Source organism: Stenotrophomonas sp. FBCC-B152, from assembly GCF_059134105.1.
This window is the reverse complement of sequence record NZ_CP101442.1, coordinates 84,804-104,215: the sequence shown is the minus strand read 5'-3', so window position 1 is coordinate 104,215 and position 19,412 is coordinate 84,804. Positions and strand designations below refer to the sequence as shown.

The 19,412-nt window shown below is 68.6% G+C and carries 17 protein-coding genes and 1 riboswitch; of the genes, 9 read left to right on the top strand and 8 right to left on the bottom strand.

What is annotated here, in order from left to right:
• Positions 1–30 precede the first annotated feature (30 nt).
• On the bottom strand, positions 31–2,697 hold the full coding sequence (locus NMB40_RS00485) for a TonB-dependent receptor (RefSeq protein WP_494359797.1): 2,667 nt from the start codon (positions 2,695–2,697) through the stop codon (positions 31–33).
• 152 nt (positions 2,698–2,849) lie between these two features.
• Between NMB40_RS00485 and queD the strand changes: the two genes are divergently transcribed.
• Entirely contained in the window at positions 2,850–3,203 is a 354-nt protein-coding gene (gene queD / locus NMB40_RS00480; protein ID WP_068849013.1) for a 6-carboxytetrahydropterin synthase QueD, read from the top strand.
• 539 nt (positions 3,204–3,742) lie between these two features.
• On the opposite strand, the gene NMB40_RS00475 is transcribed toward queD, so the two are convergent.
• From NMB40_RS00475 to NMB40_RS00465, 3 genes are all read right to left on the bottom strand, one after another.
• Positions 3,743–4,867 (bottom strand): alpha/beta fold hydrolase, encoded by a 1,125-nt coding sequence (locus NMB40_RS00475; protein ID WP_494359796.1) that lies wholly within the window; start codon positions 4,865–4,867, stop codon positions 3,743–3,745.
• 93 nt (positions 4,868–4,960) lie between these two features.
• Positions 4,961–6,433 carry a sensor histidine kinase gene (locus NMB40_RS00470; RefSeq protein WP_494359795.1) on the bottom strand — a complete coding sequence of 491 codons (1,473 nt, stop codon included), beginning with the start codon at positions 6,431–6,433 and terminating at the stop codon, positions 4,961–4,963.
• Positions 6,430–7,152, bottom strand: a complete 723-nt coding sequence (locus tag NMB40_RS00465) for a response regulator transcription factor (RefSeq protein ID WP_494359794.1) — start codon at positions 7,150–7,152, stop codon at positions 6,430–6,432. The genes NMB40_RS00470 and NMB40_RS00465 overlap by 4 nt, the downstream gene beginning before the upstream one ends.
• Positions 7,153–7,298: 146 nt before the next feature.
• Between NMB40_RS00465 and msrB the strand changes: the two genes are divergently transcribed.
• The 4 genes from msrB (at position 7,299) to NMB40_RS00445 (ending at position 11,970) form a co-directional block, all read left to right on the top strand.
• Entirely contained in the window at positions 7,299–7,838 is a 540-nt protein-coding gene (msrB, locus tag NMB40_RS00460) for a peptide-methionine (R)-S-oxide reductase MsrB (RefSeq protein ID WP_494359793.1), read from the top strand.
• 54 nt (positions 7,839–7,892) lie between these two features.
• Positions 7,893–9,671, top strand: coding sequence for a cytochrome c biogenesis protein DipZ (locus NMB40_RS00455; RefSeq protein WP_494359792.1), 1,779 nt, complete (start codon positions 7,893–7,895; stop codon positions 9,669–9,671).
• A 14-nt stretch (positions 9,672–9,685) separates the two neighbouring features.
• On the top strand, positions 9,686–10,423 hold the full coding sequence (gene msrA / locus NMB40_RS00450) for a peptide-methionine (S)-S-oxide reductase MsrA (RefSeq protein WP_494359791.1): 738 nt from the start codon (positions 9,686–9,688) through the stop codon (positions 10,421–10,423).
• A gap of 101 nt (positions 10,424–10,524) precedes the next feature.
• Positions 10,525–11,970, top strand: a complete 1,446-nt coding sequence (locus NMB40_RS00445) for an aminotransferase-like domain-containing protein (RefSeq protein ID WP_494359790.1) — start codon at positions 10,525–10,527, stop codon at positions 11,968–11,970.
• Positions 11,971–11,973: 3 nt separating this feature from the next.
• Here the strand turns inward: NMB40_RS00445 and bioD are convergent, their stop codons facing one another.
• Positions 11,974–12,654 (bottom strand): dethiobiotin synthase, encoded by a 681-nt coding sequence (gene bioD / locus NMB40_RS00440; RefSeq protein ID WP_494359789.1) that lies wholly within the window; start codon positions 12,652–12,654, stop codon positions 11,974–11,976.
• A gap of 86 nt (positions 12,655–12,740) precedes the next feature.
• On the opposite strand from bioD, the gene NMB40_RS00435 reads away from it, so the two are divergent.
• Positions 12,741–13,223 (top strand): GAF domain-containing protein, encoded by a 483-nt coding sequence (locus tag NMB40_RS00435; RefSeq protein ID WP_068848998.1) that lies wholly within the window; start codon positions 12,741–12,743, stop codon positions 13,221–13,223.
• The gene (locus NMB40_RS00430; protein WP_494359788.1) at positions 13,220–13,573 is read left to right on the top strand and encodes a TfoX/Sxy family protein; all 354 of its coding nucleotides are present in this window, start codon (positions 13,220–13,222) and stop codon (positions 13,571–13,573) included. The genes NMB40_RS00435 and NMB40_RS00430 overlap by 4 nt, the downstream gene beginning before the upstream one ends.
• A 149-nt stretch (positions 13,574–13,722) precedes the next feature.
• Here NMB40_RS00430 and NMB40_RS00425 read toward each other — a convergent pair whose 3' ends face one another.
• The gene (locus tag NMB40_RS00425; RefSeq protein WP_494359787.1) at positions 13,723–14,307 is read right to left on the bottom strand and encodes a histidine phosphatase family protein; all 585 of its coding nucleotides are present in this window, start codon (positions 14,305–14,307) and stop codon (positions 13,723–13,725) included.
• Positions 14,308–14,402: 95 nt separating this feature from the next.
• Positions 14,403–14,626, top strand: a riboswitch (cobalamin riboswitch).
• Between the two features lie 121 nt (positions 14,627–14,747).
• Here NMB40_RS00425 and btuB point away from each other — a divergent pair.
• A complete protein-coding gene (gene btuB, locus NMB40_RS00420) occupies positions 14,748–16,589 on the top strand; it encodes a TonB-dependent vitamin B12 receptor (RefSeq protein ID WP_494359786.1) in 1,842 nt (613 codons plus the stop codon).
• Positions 16,590–16,682: 93 nt separating this feature from the next.
• Here the strand turns inward: btuB and gph are convergent, their stop codons facing one another.
• Positions 16,683–17,333 carry a phosphoglycolate phosphatase gene (gene gph, locus NMB40_RS00415; protein WP_494359785.1) on the bottom strand — a complete coding sequence of 217 codons (651 nt, stop codon included), beginning with the start codon at positions 17,331–17,333 and terminating at the stop codon, positions 16,683–16,685.
• A 167-nt stretch (positions 17,334–17,500) separates the two neighbouring features.
• Positions 17,501–18,403 carry a LysR family transcriptional regulator gene (locus tag NMB40_RS00410; protein ID WP_494359784.1) on the bottom strand — a complete coding sequence of 301 codons (903 nt, stop codon included), beginning with the start codon at positions 18,401–18,403 and terminating at the stop codon, positions 17,501–17,503.
• 97 nt (positions 18,404–18,500) lie between these two features.
• Here NMB40_RS00410 and NMB40_RS00405 point away from each other — a divergent pair, with 97 nt between their 5' ends.
• A complete protein-coding gene (locus NMB40_RS00405) occupies positions 18,501–19,139 on the top strand; it encodes an NAD(P)-dependent oxidoreductase (protein ID WP_494359783.1) in 639 nt (212 codons plus the stop codon).
• Positions 19,140–19,412: the final 273 nt, after the last annotated feature.

Sequence of the window (19,412 nt, the reverse complement as noted above, 5' to 3'; positions counted from 1 at the left end):
ACCATGGAACAAGGACACAGCGAACCCCTCTTAGAAGCGGTAATCGAAGCCGACGGTGAAGTAGCGGCCGCGCAGGTCGTACTGGCTGAAGTCATACGGCGCGCGGATGCCCGGGAACGAGGCGTCGTACGGCGGTTCCTCATCGGCCAGGTTCTGGATCTTCGCGTACAGGGTCAGCTTCTCCAGGCCTGTGTAGGCCAGGTACAGATCGAACTGGCTGTACGAATCCACGCGGTCCTGCACGGCGGTGGCCGCTGCACTGGCCTTCTGGTCATAGCCGCTGGTGTAGTACCAGGTCAGCGCGGTGCGGAAGTCCGCGTAGGTCCAGTCCAGCGTGGTGGTGGCCTTGTTCTTGGGCAGGGTGGCGCCCAGGTTGCTGCCGGCGTAATCCACCAGCGGGCCACCGACCACGGTGGGGCGGCTGTAATCGCGCACGTGGGTGAACGCGGTGGACAGCGAGAAGTCACCGGCCGCTTCGGTCGGGAAGCGCTGGCGCAGTTCCACGTCGAAGCCGGAGGTCTTGAGCTCGCTCAGGTTCTGGTAGCGGTTGAACACCGCCAGCAGCTTGCCGCGCTCATCGCGGGTGACCGCGCCGGGCACATCGTTGGTGACCAGGGTCTGGGTGTTGTTGGTGCCGACCAGGTTTTCCAGTTCGATGCGGTAGTAATCCACGCTCAGGCTGGTGTTGGACCACGGCGACAGCACCAGGCCGAGGTTGTAGCTCTTGGTGCGCTCCGGCTTCAGGTCGCTGTTGCCGACGGTGAAGAAGGTCGGGTTCTGGCGCGAACCGGGCACGTCCGGGTCGCGCGGATCGATCACGCTGCCGTAGGCGATGCTCGTGCTGTTCGAGTTCTCCGACAGCGACGGCGCGCGGAAGCCCTTGGATGCGGCGGCGCGCACCAGCAGGATGTCGAACGGCTGCCAGCGCAGGCTCAACTTGGGCGAGAACGCATCGCCGAAATCGCTGTAGTGGTCGGCGCGCGCGGCGGCCTGCAGCTCCAGGCGCTCGGCCAGCGGCACGTTCACTTCGGCATAGGCGGCGGTGACCTTGCGCTCGCCATGCACTTCGGCGATGGCCGGGCGGATCTGCAGGCCCGCGTCGATCTGCCACGGGTTTTCCGAATCCAGCTTTTCGCGGCGCCATTCCAGCCCGGCGGCGAAGCCGATCGGGCCGGCCCAGGTGCTGCCCAGGCCGCCGGAGATCTTGGCGTCCACGCCCTGCAGCACGGACTCGGCCGGGCGCAGGGTGCTCAGGTTGATGCCATCGATCACCGACTGCGGGGTGGCCGAGGGATCGAGCAGGTTGTAGCTGCCGGTGGCCAGTGCATCGGCCAGGGTCCAGCGGTTGGCGAAGCCGCCGGAGACGGTTTCGCGCTCGCTGCTGCGTGCGCCGAACGCGCCCACTTCCCAGTCCCAGTCCTGCAGGCTGCCGCGCAGGCCGAACACGCCGCGGTAGGCGGTGGAACGGTTGGTCTTGATGGTCGGGCCGAGGTTGAAGAAGGTGTACTCGATCGGGATCGCGCGGCCGTACGGGTTGAACGGGCTGCTTGCCGGCAGGTTGGACGACACCGGCTCGGCCAGCCCGGTATCGGCGTTGAGCGCGAAGCGGCCGCTTTCCAGGGTGAAGAACGGGCTGCTGCCGAACCAGGACACGCCCTTGATCTCGCTGTAGATCACTTCGCCGAAGGCTTCGACGTTGTCGTTCACCTTGAAGGTGCCGTTGACGTAGGCCTGGTAGCGCTTGGTCGAGGGAATCAGCGTGGTGTACGGGGCGAGGTTGTAGCCACAGGTGTTGCCAGGCAGGCCGTCGATCGGCGCGCTGGGTACCAGGGTGGTGTTCTCCGGGCACTGGCCGTTGGCGTCGAGCATGGGCACGGAGGTGCCGTTGACCAGGAAGCGCGCGCCCTTGGCCGACCAGCCGTTCCAGCGGCCACCGGGCTTGTCGGTGTAGATGCCGGACTTGGTGAGGTCGCGCTGGTCCTGGTCCAGGCGTTCGCGGTTGTAGCCTTCCAGGCTGACCAGGATGTTGTAGCCATCGGCGTCGAGGTCGCCAATGCCACCGATGAACTTCAGGTTCTGCTCGTCCAGGCCGCCCTGGTCGGCGGTGCCGACGCTGCCGCCCAGTTCGGCGCCCTGGAAGTTCTGCCGGGTGATGATGTTGACCACGCCGGCCACGGCGTCGGAGCCGTACACGGCCGATGCGCCGTCCTTGAGCACTTCGATGCGCTCCACGGCGACCATCGGCAGTGCGTTGAGGTTGACGAAGGTGTCGGACAAGCCACCGGCCGGGAAGCCGTAGTTGGCCAGGCGGCGGCCGTTGAGCAGCACCAGGGTGTTCTTCTGCGACAGGCCACGCAGGCCGATGCCGGCCGAACCCGAGGCCCAGCCGTTGTTGGTGGTCTCGTTGTTGGCGTTGCCGGTGTTGGCCGAGATCGAGCGCAGCAGGTCGGCCACGGTGGCCTTGCCGGTGGCTTCAATCTCCTGGCGGCCGATCACCTGCACCGGGTTGGCCGTCTCGGTGTCGGTGCGCTTGATGTTGGAGCCGGTGACGCGCACCGCGGCAAGGGTGGTGCTTTCGCCGCTGGCGGAGGCTTCGGGGCTGGCATCGGTGCCAGCGGCGGAGTCGAGGGCAAACGCAGGCAAAGGCGTAGCCAGGGCGGCGGAAAGGGCCGCCACAAGAAGGGTGTGCTTGGGCATGAACTCTATGGGGGTGGTGGACGACAAGTCCCGCAGTAGTCCATGCCAAGGGCTTAACGAGCCAATAACATCGCTTCATGCGGATATAACGAAAAGTAACATCTCTTCATCCGGATGGATATGTTTTTGTTGGATGGCCGTACAATGGGCCCATGGAAATCTTCAAAGTCTTTACCCTCGAAGCGGCCCACCACCTGCCCAACGTGCCGGCGGGCCACAAGTGCGCGCGCCTGCACGGCCACTCGTTCCGGGTGGAGCTGAAGGTCGAGGGCGAGCCGGGCGAACACACCGGCTGGATCATGGATTTCGGCGACGTCAAAGCGGCCTTCCAGCCGATCTACGACCGCCTGGACCATCATTACCTCAACGACATCCCCGGCCTGGAGAACCCGACCAGCGAACGCCTGGCGATCTGGATCTGGAACGAGCTCAAGCCCGCCTTGCCGGCGCTGAGCGAGGTGACGGTGCATGAGACCTGCACCTCGGGATGCCGTTACCGCGGCTGAGATTCAGCCCTAACCGGTTGTTTCTGAACGGCTTTAATACAATCCGGACCGTTTCGGCAATTTATTGTTGCAATGCACCACGATCGGCGTATGCTGCATTGCATCAAGCGGAATTTGCGTGGGTCCCTCCCCCCACGCAATCCCAAGACCCGACAGAACCCTCCCTCTGTCGGGTCTTTTTTTTTGGGTTCGCCGCTAAGAGCGCCTGGTCTGTGGATCTATCGGTGGAGGGCCGGCGGGTGCGGGGGTACGGGAGATCAAAGGCGGTTTTGATTATTTCCATGCGTTACCGCGTGTTGATTCGTTCACGGCAGTCGTTCGGGAACCGACCCTACCTTGCTCCTTCCATGGTCACCTGCCACGTGTCGAAGGCTGGCGGCGGTGGGTTTGCGGGAGCGTAGAGCGCCATGGATGGCGCGAACGAGCCTACAGGGACGTACTTGCGGCGTCTCCCGCAAACCCACCGGCGCCGGCCAAACCATGGACACCCGCAGACCACGGCTTTGGCTTTGGCTTTGGCTTTGGCCTTGGCTTGAGGGTCAATCCGGACGCGCGAGCGGGCGCACGATCTGGACCAGGCTCAACAGCGTTTTGCCCGGCTCTTCCCACGGCACCATGTGCGCCGAATGTTCGAACCATACGCCCTGCTTGTAGGGCGCCTGCACGGTGTTCAACCAGCGCTCGGTCGGTGCGGTGGGCGTGGTGTAGTCGTGGCGGCCCATGAACATCACCACCGGGATCGGGAAGCGGGTGATCGGGTTGAAATTTACTTTCAGCATCTGCGGCAGCAACGGCCCCAGCGACAGCACGCTGCCCTTGTCGATGTTGCAGCGGTCCGCGTCCGTGTAGTCAGGTGAGAGCCTGGCCGCGCCGAAGTAGTATTTCGAATCATCGCGGTAGGCCGTCAGCCCCCCGTAGTACTGCGGCCACGTGCGCGCCGTGATGATCCGCTCGCGCGTGATCGGCGTGTTGCCCGGGTACGGCGCGATCGCCTCCAATTCGGCCACCGCCTTGGCGTTGCCGTGGGCCTTTGCCTGCGCCAGGCCGTAATCGAAACTGATCTTCTCGTTCTCCACCTGGTTGATGATCTGCCCGATCCCCACGTACGCGTGGAACAGGTCCGGCCGTTTCAGCGCCGCCTGCATCGCCACGATCGTGCCCCAGCTGTGCGCCATCAGGATCACCTTGCGCTGGCCCAGGTGCGTGCGCAGGTGCTCGGCCACTTCGATGGCATCGTCCACGTAGCGTTCGATGGTCAGGGTCGGCGCGATCGCGTCCGGCGACGCCTCCGCGTAGGTCTTGCCCGCGCCGCGCTGGTCCCAGTCCACCACCGTGAAGTATTCCTCCAGCGGCCGCTGGAACTGCCACAGGCTCGGCGTCACCGGGCTGGCCGGGCCACCGTGCACGAACAGGATCACCGGGTTGGCCCGGTCCTCGCCGCGGATCGTCAGCCACTGCTTCAGCCCGCCGATCGGCGTGGCGTACTGTTCCTGGATGCCGTTCGGCGTGGTGATGCGCTGCAGGTCGCGGACCACCGCGCGCGCCGGTTCCAGCGCCGAGGTATCCGGGCATTCTTCGGCGGCATGTGCGGTGCCCGCCATGCCCAGCACCAGCAGGAGCGAAATCAGGCCGAACCGGCGGCGGAAATCCTGTGCGATGGCCATTCGCTCACTCCGGGCGGGTGTTGAATGCATTGCATCCTGCCAGTAACGGAAGCCCCAGTGCCGGTGGTCGCCGTGACGTTGGGCAGGGGCGGCTCAGACCACCCGCGCCGCCGGCAGCGAGAACACGAACAACGCGCCCTCGCGGCTGTCCAGCAGCTGGATCTCACGCTGGTGCAGCTGCAGGATGCGGTGCACGATCAGCAGGCCCAGCCCGCCGCTGTCCGGGCGCTGGCTGCCGAACGCCGGGGGCGTGTGGAACAGGTCCTCGCGCCGCGCCGCCGGAATGCCCGGGCCGGTGTCGGCCACGCTCACCTGCACCTCGCCCTGCGCCGCCTGCAGCGTCACCGTGATCCGGCCGCCTTCGGGCGTGTGCCGGATCGCGTTGTCCAGCAGGTTGGTCAGCACCCGCTCGATCAGCGCCAGGTCCGCGTCCACCACCGGCAGGCCGGGCGGAATGTCCGCCGCCAGCGTCTGCCGGCGTGCCTGCGCGGCCAGCTCGAACTTCTGGAACACGTCCTGCACCAGGTCCGGCAGCGAGAACGCCTGGCGGTCCAGGACCACCCCGCCGTGTTCCAGCCGCGCCAGCTCGAACAGCGCCTGGGCAAGCCGGCCCACCTTGTGGCTCTGCGACAGCGCGATGCCGAGGTAACGCTGGCGCTCTTCGGCGCTCAGCGTGGCGTCCTTCAACGCCAGCGTTTCCAGGTAACCGTGCAGCGACGACAACGGCGTGCGCAGGTCATGCGAGATGTTGGCCACCAGCTCGCGCCGCTGCAGGTCCTGCTGGCGCAGCTGCTGCCACTGCTCGCCCAGGCGCTGGCCCATGTGCCCGAAGCTGTGCTGCAGGATCGCCAGCTCATCGCGCTCGCCGGCGCGCAGCGGCGTGGGCGGCAACGCCTGCGCCGGCGCCGCCGCATCCACGTCGAACGACTGCACGCGCCGGGTCAGCTGGCGCAGCGGCCGGGTCACCCAGCGGAACGCCACCGCACCGGCCAGCAGGCCGATGCCGGCCACGATCGCCAGCGACCACAGCGTGGTGCGCAGCGTGGCGTTGGCCGCGATGTTGGCCGCCAGCGCCTCGCGCTGCTCGCCCACCAGCACCACGTAGATGTAGCCGGCCTGGCGGCCCTGCACGAACAGCGGCGCGGCGTTGAACACCTTGCGCCCGCGCTCGCTGCGCGGGTCATCGCCAAGGATCGGCAGCGGGTCATCGCGCAGCAGTGCCTGCACCGGCGCCAGGTCCACGCGGTCGCGCTTGAGGTGTCCGGTGGGCGCATCGTGGCCGAGGATGCGGCCCTGGTCGTCCAGCAGGTACACCTCCACGCTCGGATTGACCGCCATCAGCTTGCCGAAAAGCGCGCGTACCTCGCCGGTGCGCATGCCGCCACCGTCCATCAGCTCGCCACTGCGCGCGATATGCTCGGCCAGCCCGCGCGACAGCCGCTGCACCGTTTCCTGCTCGTGCAGGGTGGTGCTGCGCATCTGGATCGCCATCAGCGCACCGCAGCACACCAGCAGCAGCGCGAAGAACGCCACCGACAACCGCTGCGACAACGACAACCGGATCATGCCGCCCCGCCTTCGCTGCCATCGACCAGCTTGTAGCCACGGCCCCACACGGTCTGGATACGCTGCGGCGAGGCCGGGTCGCGCTCGATCTTGTTGCGCAGCCGGTTGATGTGGGTGTTCACCGTGTGCTCGTACCCATCGTGCTGGTAGCCCCAGACCTGGTTGAGCAGGTCCATGCGCGAATACACCTGGCCCGGGTGGCGGGCGAATAAGTACAGCAGGTCGAATTCGCGCGGGGTCAGCTCCAGCGCGCGCCCTTCCACCTGCGCGGTGCGCGCCACCGGGTCGATGCGCAGCCCGGCCACCGCCAGTTCACCGGCATCGATGCGCGCGTTCTGCGCCATCGCCTCCACCCGGCGCAGCAGCGCCTTGACCCGTGCCACCAGTTCCAGCATCGAGAACGGCTTGGCCAGGTAATCGTCTGCGCCCAGTTCCAGGCCCAGGATACGGTGCACTTCGCTGGCGCGTGCACTGGTGATGATGATCGGGGTATAGCGCGCCATCCCACGCGCGCGCCGGCAGATCTCCAGCCCGTCCACGCCCGGCAGCATCAGGTCCAGCACCAGTGCGCTCCACGGCTGCGCCTCCAGCAGGGCCAGGCCCTCGTCGCCGGTGGCCGCGTGGGTGACCTCGTAGCCCTCGTCGCGCAGGTGCATGCGCAGCAGGTTGGCGATGTGGACATCGTCTTCGACGATCAGGACGCGCTTGGCACTGCTCATTGGCACGGTGACGGGCAGCAGGAAGGTGAACGCATTGTGGCCAGATCCGGACCTGAATGTGTCACGGAAAATTTAACCCTGCGTGAGGATTCGTTGATCGGCCCGGGCGCAGCATGGCCCCATCGTTTCCAGACCGGGAGATCGCCATGCGTTGTACCCGTCGCAGACTGCTCGGCATGGGCGCCATCGGCGCCGCGGCCGGCCTGTTCGGCCTGACCGCCTGCAGTGGCTCGGCCCCCGCCGCACCGGCGCCCACCCGCCGTTTCGAGGTGATGCGCACCGATGCGCAGTGGCGCGAACAGCTCAGCCCGGCGCAGTACGCCGTGCTGCGCCGGCAGAGCACCGAGCGCCCCTTCAGCAGCCCGCTCAACAAGGAACACCGGCGCGGCACTTTCACCTGTGCCGGGTGCGCGCTGCCGTTGTTCTCCTCCTCCACCAAGTTCGACAGCGGCACCGGCTGGCCCAGCTTCTGGGCACCGCTGCACGACGCCGTTGGCGAGGACCGCGACACCACCCTGGGCATGCTGCGCGTGGAAGCGCACTGCCGGCGCTGTGGTGGGCACCTGGGCCATGTGTTCGATGACGGCCCGCGCCCGACCGGGCTGCGTTACTGCATGAACGGCGTGGCGATGAACTTCGTCGCCGCTGACGAAGAGACACGCGTGCGGCTACCCAACCGCACGTAACGTCGATGACGCAGCCGGGCAGGGCCCGGCTCTACCCCCGATAAGGAACGTTCGATGATTCTGCTTGTACTTGCCTACCTGGGCGGCGTGTTGACCATTCTCAGCCCGTGCATCCTGCCGGTGCTGCCGTTCGTGTTTGCCCGCTCCGACCGCCCGTTCCTGCGCAGCGGCCTGCCGCTGCTGATCGGCATGGCGTTGATGTTCGCGGTGGTGGCCAGCCTGGCCGCCGTGGGCAGCCAGTGGGTGGCGCAGGCCAACCAGGTCGGGCGCTGGATCGCGCTGGTGGTGATGGCGCTGTTCGCCGTTGCACTGCTGTGGCCGGCGCTGGCCGACCGCCTGTTGTCGCCGTTCCAGCGGCTGGGCGCGCGGCTCAGTGCATCGGCCGACAAGGCCACCGATGCCGGGCGCGGCGGCGTGGGCACCTCGCTGTTGATCGGCGTGGCCACCGGCCTGCTGTGGGCGCCGTGCGCCGGCCCGATCCTGGGGCTGATCCTCACCGGTGCGGCCCTGCAGGGTGCCAGCGTGGGCACCAGCGGGCTGCTGCTGGCCTATGCACTGGGCGCGGCCACCTCGCTGGCATTGGCGATCTGGATTGGCGGGCGCGTGTTCACCGCGCTCAAGCGGCGGCTGGGCGCGGGCGAGTGGATCCGCCGTGCGCTCGGCGTGGCCGCGCTGCTGGCGGTGGTGGCCATTGCGATGGGCTGGGATACCGGCGTGCTCACCCGGCTGTCGTCGGTCAGCACCGCGCGGCTGGAACAGGGCCTGCTGGATGCCCTGCCCGGCCAGGCGCCCGATGCCGGCCCGGCGATGATGATGCGCGCCGCCGATGCGCCGGCCGGTGCCGAGCTTCCGGTGGAAGGCACGCTGCCGTCGCTGGACGGTGCCACCGGCTGGCTCAACAGCCCGCCGCTGACCGCCGAAGGCCTGCGCGGCAAGGTGGTGCTGGTCGATTTCTGGACCTATTCCTGCATCAACTGCCTGCGCGCCCTGCCCTATGTGCGGGAGTGGGAACAGCGTTACCGCGACAAGGGCCTGGTGGTGATCGGCGTGCATGCCCCGGAGTTCGCCTTCGAGCGCAACCTGGGCAACGTGCAGCGCGCGGTGAAGGAACTGAAGATCGACTACCCGGTGGCGATCGACAACGAGTTCGCGATCTGGCGCGGCTTCAACAACCGCTACTGGCCGGCGCATTACTTCATCGACGCGCAGGGCCGCATCCGTGCGCACCACTTCGGTGAAGGCAACTACGCGCAGTCCGAACGGATCATCCGCCAGCTGCTGCGCGAAGCGGGCGCCAACCTGCCCGATGAACCGGCCCAGGCCATGGCGATGGCCGCCAGCGCACCGCGCGCGGGGGTGGAACTGCAGGCCGACATGTCCAACCTCAAGTCGCCGGAAACCTACTTGGGTTACGCGCGTGCGGAGAACTTTGCCTCGCCGGACGGCCAGCGCCGCGATGCACCCGCCGACTACACGTTGCCGTCGACGTTTGCGTTGAACCAGTGGGCCCTGGCCGGTCGCTGGACGGTGGGCGACGAAGACGCGCAGCTGCAACGCGCCGGCGGCCGCATCGCATTCCGCTTCCATGCCCGTGACCTGCACCTGGTGCTGGCACCGGGCGCGGACGGCAAGCCGGTGCGGTTCCGCGTGCGCATCGACGGCCAGCCGCCCGCCGCATCGGCCGGTGGCGATGTCGACGCCGATGGCAGCGGCACGGTCAACGAGCACCGCCTGTACCAGCTGATCCGCCAGTCCGGCGATGTCGGCGAGCGCACGTTCGAGATCGAGTTCCTCGATCCCGGGGTGCACGCCTACGCCTTCACCTTTGGTTGAACCAGGAGACACCCATGCGAGTTTCCCTCGACAAACTGGTGGCCGGCGGCATTGCCGCTGCCATTGCCGCGCTGACCATCAGCGCAGTGGTCAGCCTGGACCGCCCCGCTTATGCGGCGGCGGCCGACGCGGTGGTGGCAGTGCCGGCACCGGCGGGCGCGGCCGACCCGAAGCTGCCCGGCAAGCGCGCGCAGGTGGTGTTCGCCGGCGGCTGCTTCTGGGGCGTGCAGGGCGTGTTCCAGCACATCAAGGGCGTGGACAACGCGGTCTCCGGCTACATCGGTGGGCGCCCGGCCGACGCGAACTATTCGCGCGTCAGTGGCGGTGGCACCGGCCATGCCGAAGCGGTGCAGGTGACCTACGACCCCAGCCAGGTGAGCTACGGCCAGTTGATGCAGGTGTTCTTCTCGGTGGCGCACGATCCGACCCAGCTCAACCGCCAGGGCCCGGACCGGGGCACGCAGTACCGCTCGGCGGTGTTCGCCGACGATGCCGCCCAGCGTGATGCCACCCGCGCCTACATCGCGCAGCTGCAGAAGGCGCGCGCGTACGCGGCGCCGGTGGTGACCACGGTCGACGGCGGCAAGCCGTTCGTTGCCGCCGAGGGCTACCACCAGAACTACCTGACGCTGCACCCGGAGTCGTTGTACATCCGCATCAACGACCAGCCGAAGGTGGCGGCGCTGCAGCGGATGTACCCGCAGCTGTACCGCGAGAAGCCGCGGCTGGTATCAATCTTGTCCGCAAGGTAACGGTTGGAACGGCGGTAGAGGCCGACCGTTGGTCGGTCTTAGCCGTGGGAACGCCAGCTTGCAAGCCAGCCAGGGTACAGCGCACCATGCCGGCGACCCTCATGGTTACAGATTCCATGGCCGCCAACCTCTACCGATCGCTGGCCGACGAAATGGCCGACGCCATCCACACCGGCCGCCTGCCGGCCGGTGCGCGGCTGCCGTCGCTGCGCGGGCTGGCCGCGCAGCGCCAGCTCAGCTTGAACACGGTGATCGCCGCCTACCGGCAGCTTGAGGACGCCGGGCTGGTGATGCCCCGGCCCAAGGCTGGGTTCGTGGTCAGCGCGCGCCTGCCCGAACCCACCCGTTCGCTGCGCCAGGCCCCGGCCCTGGCCACCACCCAGGCCCAGCAGCTGATGATGGCGCGCGTGCTGGAGGCGCAGCGGCAACCGGGCATCGTCGACCTGGCGTTCGCCGGTCCGCGCGGCGAGCGCTTCTACCCCGCCGCACGGCTGGCCCGTGCCACCGCGCAGGTACTGCGGCGCACCCCGGCGATGGTGCGCACCTACGCACGCCCCAACGGGGCCAAGCGGCTGCTGGAGCAGATCGTGCGGCGCGGCCCGCGGCTGGGCCTGCACACCACGGTGGAGCGGCTGGTGCTCACCCATGGCGCGATGGAAGCCCTGCAGCTGGCGCTGCGTGCCGTCACCCGGCCGGGCGATGCGGTCGGCATCGAAGCCCCCTCCTACTTCAACCTGTACCCGTTGCTGGCCAACCTGGGCCTGAAGGCGATCGAACTGCCCACCGACCCGCGCGAAGGGCTGGATGTGGATGCGGTGGAAGCGCAGCTGCAGGCGGGTGCGCTCGCCGCCATCGTCGCGATGCCCAGCGTGCACAACCCGCTTGGCTGCACCCTGCCGGTGCCGGCCAAGCAGCGCCTGGCCGCGCTGGTGAACCAGTATCAGGTACCGCTGATCGAAGATGCGGTGTACGCCGAACTGCAGTACCAGGAGCCGCTGGCGCCGCTGCTGAAAGCGTTCGACGAAGACGGCTGGGTGATCGTGGTCAACGGTTTTTCCAAGACGCTCGCGCCCGATTACCGGATCGGCTGGCTCGATGGCGGGCGCTTCGCCGCCGACATCCAGCTGCTCAAGTTCCAGTCCACCGGCGCCGAATCGCAGCTGCTGGGCGAGGCGGTTGCCGCGTTCCTGGAAGCGGGCAGCTACGAACACCACCTGCGCGGGCTGCGCCGGCTGTACCGCGAGCAGGTAAGCCGCGTGCGTGCGCTGGTGGCCCAGCACTTCCCGCCCGGCACCCTGGCCACCCAGCCCAGCGGCGGCTTCCTGCTGTGGATCGAACTGCCGGCGGGCGTGGACAGCAGCGTGTTGTTCGAACAGGCGCTGGCCGAAGGCGTGGTGTTCATGCCCGGCCAGGTGTACTCGCGCGGCGCCCGCTACCGGCACTGCCTGCGGCTGTCGTGCTGCCAGGACCTCGACGCGCGCTACGTGGGGGCCATTGCCAGCGTCGGCCGGCTGGCCACTGCGCTGCTCGCCCAGGCGCGCGGCTGACGCTCAGCCCAGCAGGTGGTGGGCCAGCTGCGCGGGATCGGCGCCTGGCGCGTACGGCAGCCGGCCCCAGAACGGCAGCGGCAGGCGCGCGCGCAGCAGCGCCACGTTGTCGTCGATGCGCTCCATCTGCGGGTCCACCTCGTTGGCGATCCAGCCGATGCAGGTCGCCCCGCTGGCGGTGATCGCCTGCGCGGTCAGCCGCGCGTGGTTGAGGCAGCCCAGCCGCAGGCCCACCACCATCACCACCGGCAGCTGCAGCGCCTGCACCAGGTGCGACTGGTCCAGGGTGGTCGACAGCGGCGCCAGCCAGCCGCCCACGCCTTCCACCACCACCGTGTCGGCCTGCGCGCGCAGGCGGGCGAAGGCCGCCTCGATCGGCGCCAGCGACAGCGTCACCCCGGCCGCCGCAGCAGCCAGCTCCGGGGCCAGCGGCAGCGGCAACGCGTAGGGGTTGAGGTCGGCGTAGGCCGGGGCCGGGTCGCTGGCGGCCAGCAGCGCGGTGGCATCCTCGTTGCGCAGGCCCTCGGCGGTCTGCTCGCAGCCGCTGGCCACCGGCTTCATGCCCACCGCGCGGCGGCCGCGCTGGCGCAGCGCGTGCAGCAGGGCGCAGCTGCTGAAGGTCTTGCCGATACCGGTGTCGGTACCGGTGACGTAGAACGCGTCGGGGAAGGCAGGGGACGACATGGCCGGACCGATGAACAGGGGCACCCATTATCAGCGTTCCGCCGCCGGTGGGTCCGGCTGACGGCCGCGCTTGCTAGACTGCGGCCATGTTCGATACTTCCACGCTCACCGGCAGCAAGCCGGAACAGTACGGCCAGCTGCTGGCCCAGGCCCGCGCCCTGGTGCACGGTGAACGCGACCGCATTGCCAATGCCGCCAACCTGTCCGCGCTGGTCTACCACGCGCTGCCGCAGCTGAACTGGGTGGGTTTCTACCTCTTCGACGGCACCGAGCTGGTGGTCGGCCCGTTCCAGGGCCTGCCGGCCTGCGTGCGCATTCCGCTGGACAAGGGCGTGTGCGGCGCGGCCGCCTCGCAGCGGGTGACCCAGCGCATCGAAGACGTGGACGCGTTCCCGGGCCATATCGCCTGCGATTCGGCCTCGCGCTCGGAACTGGTGGTGCCGCTGGTCCACGGCGACACCCTGATCGGCGTGTTCGACCTGGACAGCCCGGTGCTGGCCCGTTTCGATGCCGACGACCAGGCCGGGCTGGAAGCCATTGCCGCGGTGTTCGTCGAGGCCCTGGGATGAGCACCAAGCTGCGCAACATCGGCCCCAAGAGCGCGGCCTGGCTGCGCCAGGTCGGTCTGCGCACCGCCGAAGACCTGGCCGCGGCCGGGTCGGTGGGCGCGTTCGTGAAGGTACGCCGCGCCGGCTTCAAACCCAGCCTCAACCTGCTCTATTCGCTCGAAGGCGCGCTGCAGGACTGCCACTGGCAGGAACTGCCCGAAGCGCGCCGCGCCGAGCTGGTGGCCGAGTACGACGCGATCATCGCCGACAAGCCGCTGAAGAAGGCGCCGCCGGCCTCGGGCCCGGTGTATGACCGCACCGTGGCCAACGATGACGCGCCGTTCGAGCAGGACGAGGACGACGCCCGGTAGAGCCACGCCGCGCCGAGTGAACGTCGGGCGCCATTACGCCCCACGCGTCGCCACGCGCCCGTGGCTGGCCGCGTCGCCACGGGAAACGCTTGGTCGCGTGGCTGCATGAAACCGGCACCGCGCGCAGCCACGCAGGGCGTGGCTCTACGTCACAGGGTCGTTTGTTGGAGCTCCAGCAGCTCGCCCCACAGCTCGCCCTCATCCCGCTCCACCCGCAGCTGCAGCCGCGTACCGTGGTCGATGCGCAGTGCCCAGCACATCGCCATCGGCAGCCCGCACACCTGCGACAGGACCATCCGCAGCGGGCCGCCATGGCTGACGACCAGCGTCGGCACCGGCTCGGGCTCATCCAGCAACCGATGCAATGCGCGTGCGATGCGGCGCTCGAAGTGGCCCCAGCTTTCGCCATGCGGCGGCGGGTTCGCATGCGGGTCCAGGTGGAATGCCTGCAGCGCCTGCATCGGCAGTGCCTCCAGCGGCTGGCCATCCCAGTCGCCGAAATCCAGCTCCTCCCACTCCTCGTCCGCGATCACCTCCAGCCCGCGCGGCAGCGCCAGCGCATGGGCGGTGTCCAGCGCACGCTGGCGCGGTGAACTCAGCACGCGCTGCCACTGCAGGTCGGCATGGCGCGCGCAGATGAGATCGGCGCCCTGCACGTCCAACGGCGGATCGGTGCGTCCATCCAGGTGGTCGTCGCGGCCGGTGGCGGCGTGCCGGATCAGGTCCAGGATCATAGGTACTGCAACCACGTCAAAAAGCGAGGCGCATTCTAACCGCTGGCGCCGCACCACCCCGGCCTGGCACTGCGCCGTCGGCCGGGCTTTGCTCTACACTGCGCGCACTTTCAGGTGACCTGCGGCGCAAGCCGGCAGGTTGAAACGGGAAGCCGGTGACGCAACAGGTCCTGCCTGCTGCCACTCCGGCGCTGCCCCCGCAACGGTAAGCGTGGAAGCCAGGCAACATGCCACTGTGCGCAAGCATGGGAAGGCGCCTGGCGCGATGGTCCGCCATCGGCCCGCGAGCCCGGAGACCGGCCTGGAAGACGACTGGTTGCGATGCGGCGGGCATGGCGGCGGCAAGCGGCGCCGTGCCTGCGCCCGCCCACCGTCCCTGCCTCCGTTGACCGCCTCCCCCACCCTTGCCGCGCGGGCGTGCGCGGTGTTTGGAGTCAACGATGAAGCTGCAGATCCGCCTTCTTTCCCTCGCCGTGCTGTCGGCGCTGCCCCTTGTGGCCGCCGCACAGGACGAGGCCACCGCGCTGGACCAGGTGCTGGTCACCGCCACCCGTACCCCGATCGCCCTGCAGGACAGCATCTCGCCGGCGCAGGTGATCGACCGCGCCGAGATCGAGCGCAGCCAGGCGCCCTCGCTGCAGGACCTGCTGCGCGGCCGCGCCGGCATCAACCTCAACAACAGCGGCGGGCTGGGCAAGCAGAGCTCGCTGTTCCTGCGCGGCACAAACTCGGCCCACACCCTGGTGCTGGTCGATGGCGTGCGCATCAACACCGGCGACCTTGGCCTGGCGATGCTGCAGGACCTGCCGCTGGCGCAGATCGAGCGCGTGGAAATCGTGCGCGGCCCGCAGTCCAGCCTGTACGGCGCGGACGCGATCGGCGGCGTGATCCAGATCTTCACCCGCCGCAATGCCGGCGACTTCGCCCCGCACCTGCAGCTGGGCGGCGGCAGCAACGGCCTGCGCGAAGCCAGCGGCGGCTTCGGTGGCACCGGCGCGCGCGGCTGGTTCGGCACCGACATCGCCTACCAGCACACCGACGGTATCAATTCCTGCAACGGTGATCCGGTGACCTTCGCCGGCTGCGGCGCCAATGAACCCGACCGCGACGGGTACCGCAACCTGTCGATGAGCCTGCGCGGCGGCTACACGCTGACCGACACCCTGAGCGTGGAAGGCACCGCCCTGCGCGCCGAAGGCGAGAACCACTACGACGGTTACTACAACTACTCCGAAACGCTGCAGCAGGTGCTGGGCGGCAAGGTCCGCTACACCCCGAGCGAGCGCTTCACCCTGACCGCCAACGTCGGGCGTGCGGACAACGAATCCGACAACTACAACGGCGACACCTGGCTCGGTGCGGCGCAGACCCACCGCGACAGCGCCTCGGTGCAGGCCGACGTGGGCCTCGCCGACGGCCAGCTGCTCAGCGCCGGCGTCGACTGGAGCCAGGACAACCTCGACGGCAGCAGCGCGGGTTACCTGGTCGACAGCCGCGACAACACCGGCGTGTTCGTGCAGTACCAGGGCCGCTTCGGCGCGCACCACCTGCAGGCCAGCGTGCGCAATGACGACAACGAACAGTTCGGCAACCACACCACCGGCAGCCTCGGCTGGGGCATGGAACTGGGCGGCGGCTTCCGCCTCAATGCCAGCTATGGCACCGCGTTCAAGGCCCCCACCTTCAGCGACCTGTACGACCCGTGGAGCGGCGTGCCCGGGCTGGACCCGGAGAAGTCCAAAAGTGCCAACCTCGGCATCGCCCAGCAGGGCGACAGCTGGCGCTGGGGCCTGGATGTGTATGAAACCCGCATCGATGACCTGATCACCTACGACGCCACCACCTTCATGATGTCGCAGGTGGAAAAGGCGCGGATCCGCGGCGCCGAGCTGACCGGCTCGCTGACCGTGGCCGGGTTCGACCTCAGCGCGCAGCTGAGCCACACCGACCCGCGCAACCGCACCGACGGCAGCGCCCAGTTCGACAACTGGCTGGCCCGCCGCGCGCAGGACACCGCGCGCCTGGATATCGACCGCCGCTTCGGTGGCTTCCGCGCCGGCGTCACCGCGTTCGGCGCCGGCAAGCGCTACGACAACGCCGACAACAGCGTGCGCCTGGCCGGCTACGGCACGCTGGACCTGCGCCTGGAATACGCACTCAGCCGCGACTGGTCGGTGCTGGGCCGGGTCAGCAACGTGTTCGACCGCGATTACGAAACGGTGGCCTGGTACAACCAGCCCGGCCGCGAGTATCGCCTGAGCGTGCGTTACCAGCCGAAATGACATGGCGTGGGGCACGACCAACGGTCGTGCCCTACCGCGTGGGGTGTCTGGTGGTAGGTGTCGACCGTTGGTCGGCACTTCCCTCGGGTCGCCCTATAACCCCGGCAACGCCCGCAGGTCATCCACCACCGCCACTGCCTCCACCGTATCCAGATCCAACCCGCGCGGATACCCGTAACGCACCAGCGCCACCGGCATGCCCGCATCCACCGCGGCGCGGTAATCGGTGATCGAATCACCCACCATCAGCGCCGCACCCGGCGCGACTTTGAACGCCTCGGCGATATGCCGCAGCGGCACGCCACTGGGCTTGCGCTCGGGCAGTGAATCGCCCCCCAGCACCATCGCGAAGAACTCCTGCACGCCCAGGTGCGCCAACAGCGGCGCCACCATCGCCGACGGCTTGTTGGTGCAGATCGCCATCACCACCCCGCGCTCGCGCAGCGCCTGCAGCGCCGGCACCACCCCGTCGAACAATCGCGGGCTGCGCAGCAGGCATTCTTCGTAGTGGCGCATGAAACCAGGCATCACCCGATCCAGGTCGATGTCACTGCGTGCAGCGGTGAACGCCTGCTCCACCAGCCGGCGCACGCCATCGCCGATCCAGGTCAGCACCGTGGCTTCGGGCACGCGCGGCAGCTGCCAGTCTTCCAACGTGCGATTGAGCGCCTCGGCGATATCGGCCGCGCTGTCGACCAGCGTGCCGTCAAGATCAAAGATCACCAGCGGGTAGGGATACGTCAAGGGAAGGATCGCTTCTACAACATGTGGGGATGCTGATTGTAGAGCCACGCCCTGCGTGGCTGCGTGTAGCCCGGCACCGCGCAGACACGCATGGCGTGTCCCTACGCGGGGCCTGAAGGCGTAGCGACACGCCACGCGTGTCCAACGCAATGCCGAACCAGGCAGCGTTAGATCCGCGCCAGGAACTCCTCCCCCGCAAACCGCTCCACCAGGAAGTCCAAAAAGCTGCGCATCACCGCCGGCAGCTGCCGCCGCGACGCATACACCGCATGGATGCCCATCTCCTCCACCTGGTACTCCGGCAACACCTCCACCAGCTCACCCGAACGCAGCAGCGGCGCGATCTGGTACGTCGGCAACATCGCGATACCCGCGCCCGCCCGCACCGCCTCCAGCAACAACGACGCCTCATTGGCACTGATGTTGCCGCCCACCGCCACCGAAATCGCACGCCCCTGCCGCTGCAACTGCCACACGCTCTTCCCCACGTAGTGATGGGTAAGACAGTTGTGCCCCGCCAACGCATCGGCACTGGCCGGCGTGCCCCGCTCGGCCAGGTACGAAGGCGCCGCACACAACACTGACCGGCAAGGCGCCAGCCACCGCGCGATCAGGCTCGGATCGATCGCCCGCGAAATCCGCACCGCCACATCCACCCGCTCCTCCACCAGGTTCACCACCCGGTCCACCAGCAACAGCTCCACCCGCGTCAGCGGGTGCCGCCGCACGAATTCCGCCACCGCCGCCGCCAGGTGCAGCTGCCCGAACGACACACTCGCCGTCACCCGCAACAGCCCATGCGGCTCCGGGTTGTCGCTGGCCACCTCGCCCTGCAGCTCATCCCCGATGGCCAGCATCTGCCGGAACCGCAGCAGCGCCGCCTCCCCCGGCCCGGTCAGGCTGATCCGCCGCGTGGTCCGGTGCAGCAGCCGCGCCCCCAGCCACGTTTCCACCTCCGCCAGGTACCGCGTCACCATCGCCCGCGACATGTCCAACGCCTCCGCCGCAGCGGTCAGGCTGCCGCGCTCGGCCACCTCCACGAACACATGCATCGCCGTCAGCCGGTCCATTTGATCGATCCGCGCAACAAATTAGGCCGTTATACGCGGTTTTTCGTCCGCTTTCAGGCGCATATGCTGGCCTTCCTCCCTCAACGGAACCTGCCCCATGAAGATCGCCCTCGTCGGTGCCACCGGCAACATCGGCCGTGAAATCACCCGCCAGGCCTTGGCCCGCGGCCACCAGGTCACCGCCATCGTCCGCCGCGACAGCGGCCTGCCGGCCGAACTCGACGGCGCCCAGCTCGCCGTCGCCGCCCTCGACGACACCGACGCCCTGGCCGCCGTGATCGCCGGCCACGACGTCCTGGCCAGCGCCTTCGGCCCGCGCCCCGGCGATGACCCGGCCACCGTCACCACCGTCACCGCCGAACTGGTCAAGGCCGCCCGCCAGGCCGGCGTGCCGCGCTTCCTGATGGTCGGCGGCGCCGGCACCCTGGAAGTCGCCCCCGGCGTGCAGCTGGTCGATACCGAAGGCTTCCCCGATGCGTACAAGCCGGTCGCCCTGGCTGCGCGTGAGGCGTTCAACCTGCTGCAGAAGGTGGATGACCTGGACTGGACGTTCTATTCGCCGGCGGCCGAAATCGGCCCGGGCCCGAAGAAGGGTGGTTTCCGTACCCAGGCCAAGCAGTTCCTGGTCGGCGCCGATGGGCATAGCCGGATCAGTTACGCCGATTACGCCGATGCGTTCGTGAGTGAGATCGACAAGCCGCAGTACGTGCGGACGATTGCGACCGTGGCGTATTGATCGAGAGTGGTGATGCGCGGCGTGGGATGATCTTCATGCCCCACCGCGCGTTGCATTGCCATCGGCAGTCGATTGGGATGCGACCCTACCGTGGTCCCACCGATTGCCGCCCGCAGTCGGTTGCGATGCGCAGTTGCTGCCGCTGTTTCCTTCGGTGCCAGCCCTGCTTGGGCGGGCCGGCGGGGGTGGGTTGGCGGGACCGTAGAGCGCCATGGATGGCGCGAACGAGCCCCCATGGATGGGTTTACGGCGTGTCCCGCCAACCCGCCCCCG

What these genes read in the sequence shown, in the direction of transcription:
- NMB40_RS00485 (WP_494359797.1), bottom strand. Translation starts at nt 2,697, where the DNA reads ATGCCCAAGCACACCCTTCTTGTGGCGGCCCTTTCCGCCGCCCTGGCT.
- queD (WP_068849013.1), top strand. Translation starts at nt 2,850, where the DNA reads ATGGAAATCTTCAAAGTCTTTACCCTCGAAGCGGCCCACCACCTGCCC.
- NMB40_RS00475 (WP_494359796.1), bottom strand. Translation starts at nt 4,867, where the DNA reads ATGGCCATCGCACAGGATTTCCGCCGCCGGTTCGGCCTGATTTCGCTC.
- NMB40_RS00470 (WP_494359795.1), bottom strand. Translation starts at nt 6,433, where the DNA reads ATGATCCGGTTGTCGTTGTCGCAGCGGTTGTCGGTGGCGTTCTTCGCG.
- NMB40_RS00465 (WP_494359794.1), bottom strand. Translation starts at nt 7,152, where the DNA reads ATGAGCAGTGCCAAGCGCGTCCTGATCGTCGAAGACGATGTCCACATC.
- msrB (WP_494359793.1), top strand. Translation starts at nt 7,299, where the DNA reads ATGCGTTGTACCCGTCGCAGACTGCTCGGCATGGGCGCCATCGGCGCC.
- NMB40_RS00455 (WP_494359792.1), top strand. Translation starts at nt 7,893, where the DNA reads ATGATTCTGCTTGTACTTGCCTACCTGGGCGGCGTGTTGACCATTCTC.
- msrA (WP_494359791.1), top strand. Translation starts at nt 9,686, where the DNA reads ATGCGAGTTTCCCTCGACAAACTGGTGGCCGGCGGCATTGCCGCTGCC.
- NMB40_RS00445 (WP_494359790.1), top strand. Translation starts at nt 10,525, where the DNA reads ATGGTTACAGATTCCATGGCCGCCAACCTCTACCGATCGCTGGCCGAC.
- bioD (WP_494359789.1), bottom strand. Translation starts at nt 12,654, where the DNA reads ATGTCGTCCCCTGCCTTCCCCGACGCGTTCTACGTCACCGGTACCGAC.
- NMB40_RS00435 (WP_068848998.1), top strand. Translation starts at nt 12,741, where the DNA reads ATGTTCGATACTTCCACGCTCACCGGCAGCAAGCCGGAACAGTACGGC.
- NMB40_RS00430 (WP_494359788.1), top strand. Translation starts at nt 13,220, where the DNA reads ATGAGCACCAAGCTGCGCAACATCGGCCCCAAGAGCGCGGCCTGGCTG.
- NMB40_RS00425 (WP_494359787.1), bottom strand. Translation starts at nt 14,307, where the DNA reads ATGATCCTGGACCTGATCCGGCACGCCGCCACCGGCCGCGACGACCAC.
- btuB (WP_494359786.1), top strand. Translation starts at nt 14,748, where the DNA reads ATGAAGCTGCAGATCCGCCTTCTTTCCCTCGCCGTGCTGTCGGCGCTG.
- NMB40_RS00410 (WP_494359784.1), bottom strand. Translation starts at nt 18,403, where the DNA reads ATGGACCGGCTGACGGCGATGCATGTGTTCGTGGAGGTGGCCGAGCGC.
- NMB40_RS00405 (WP_494359783.1), top strand. Translation starts at nt 18,501, where the DNA reads ATGAAGATCGCCCTCGTCGGTGCCACCGGCAACATCGGCCGTGAAATC.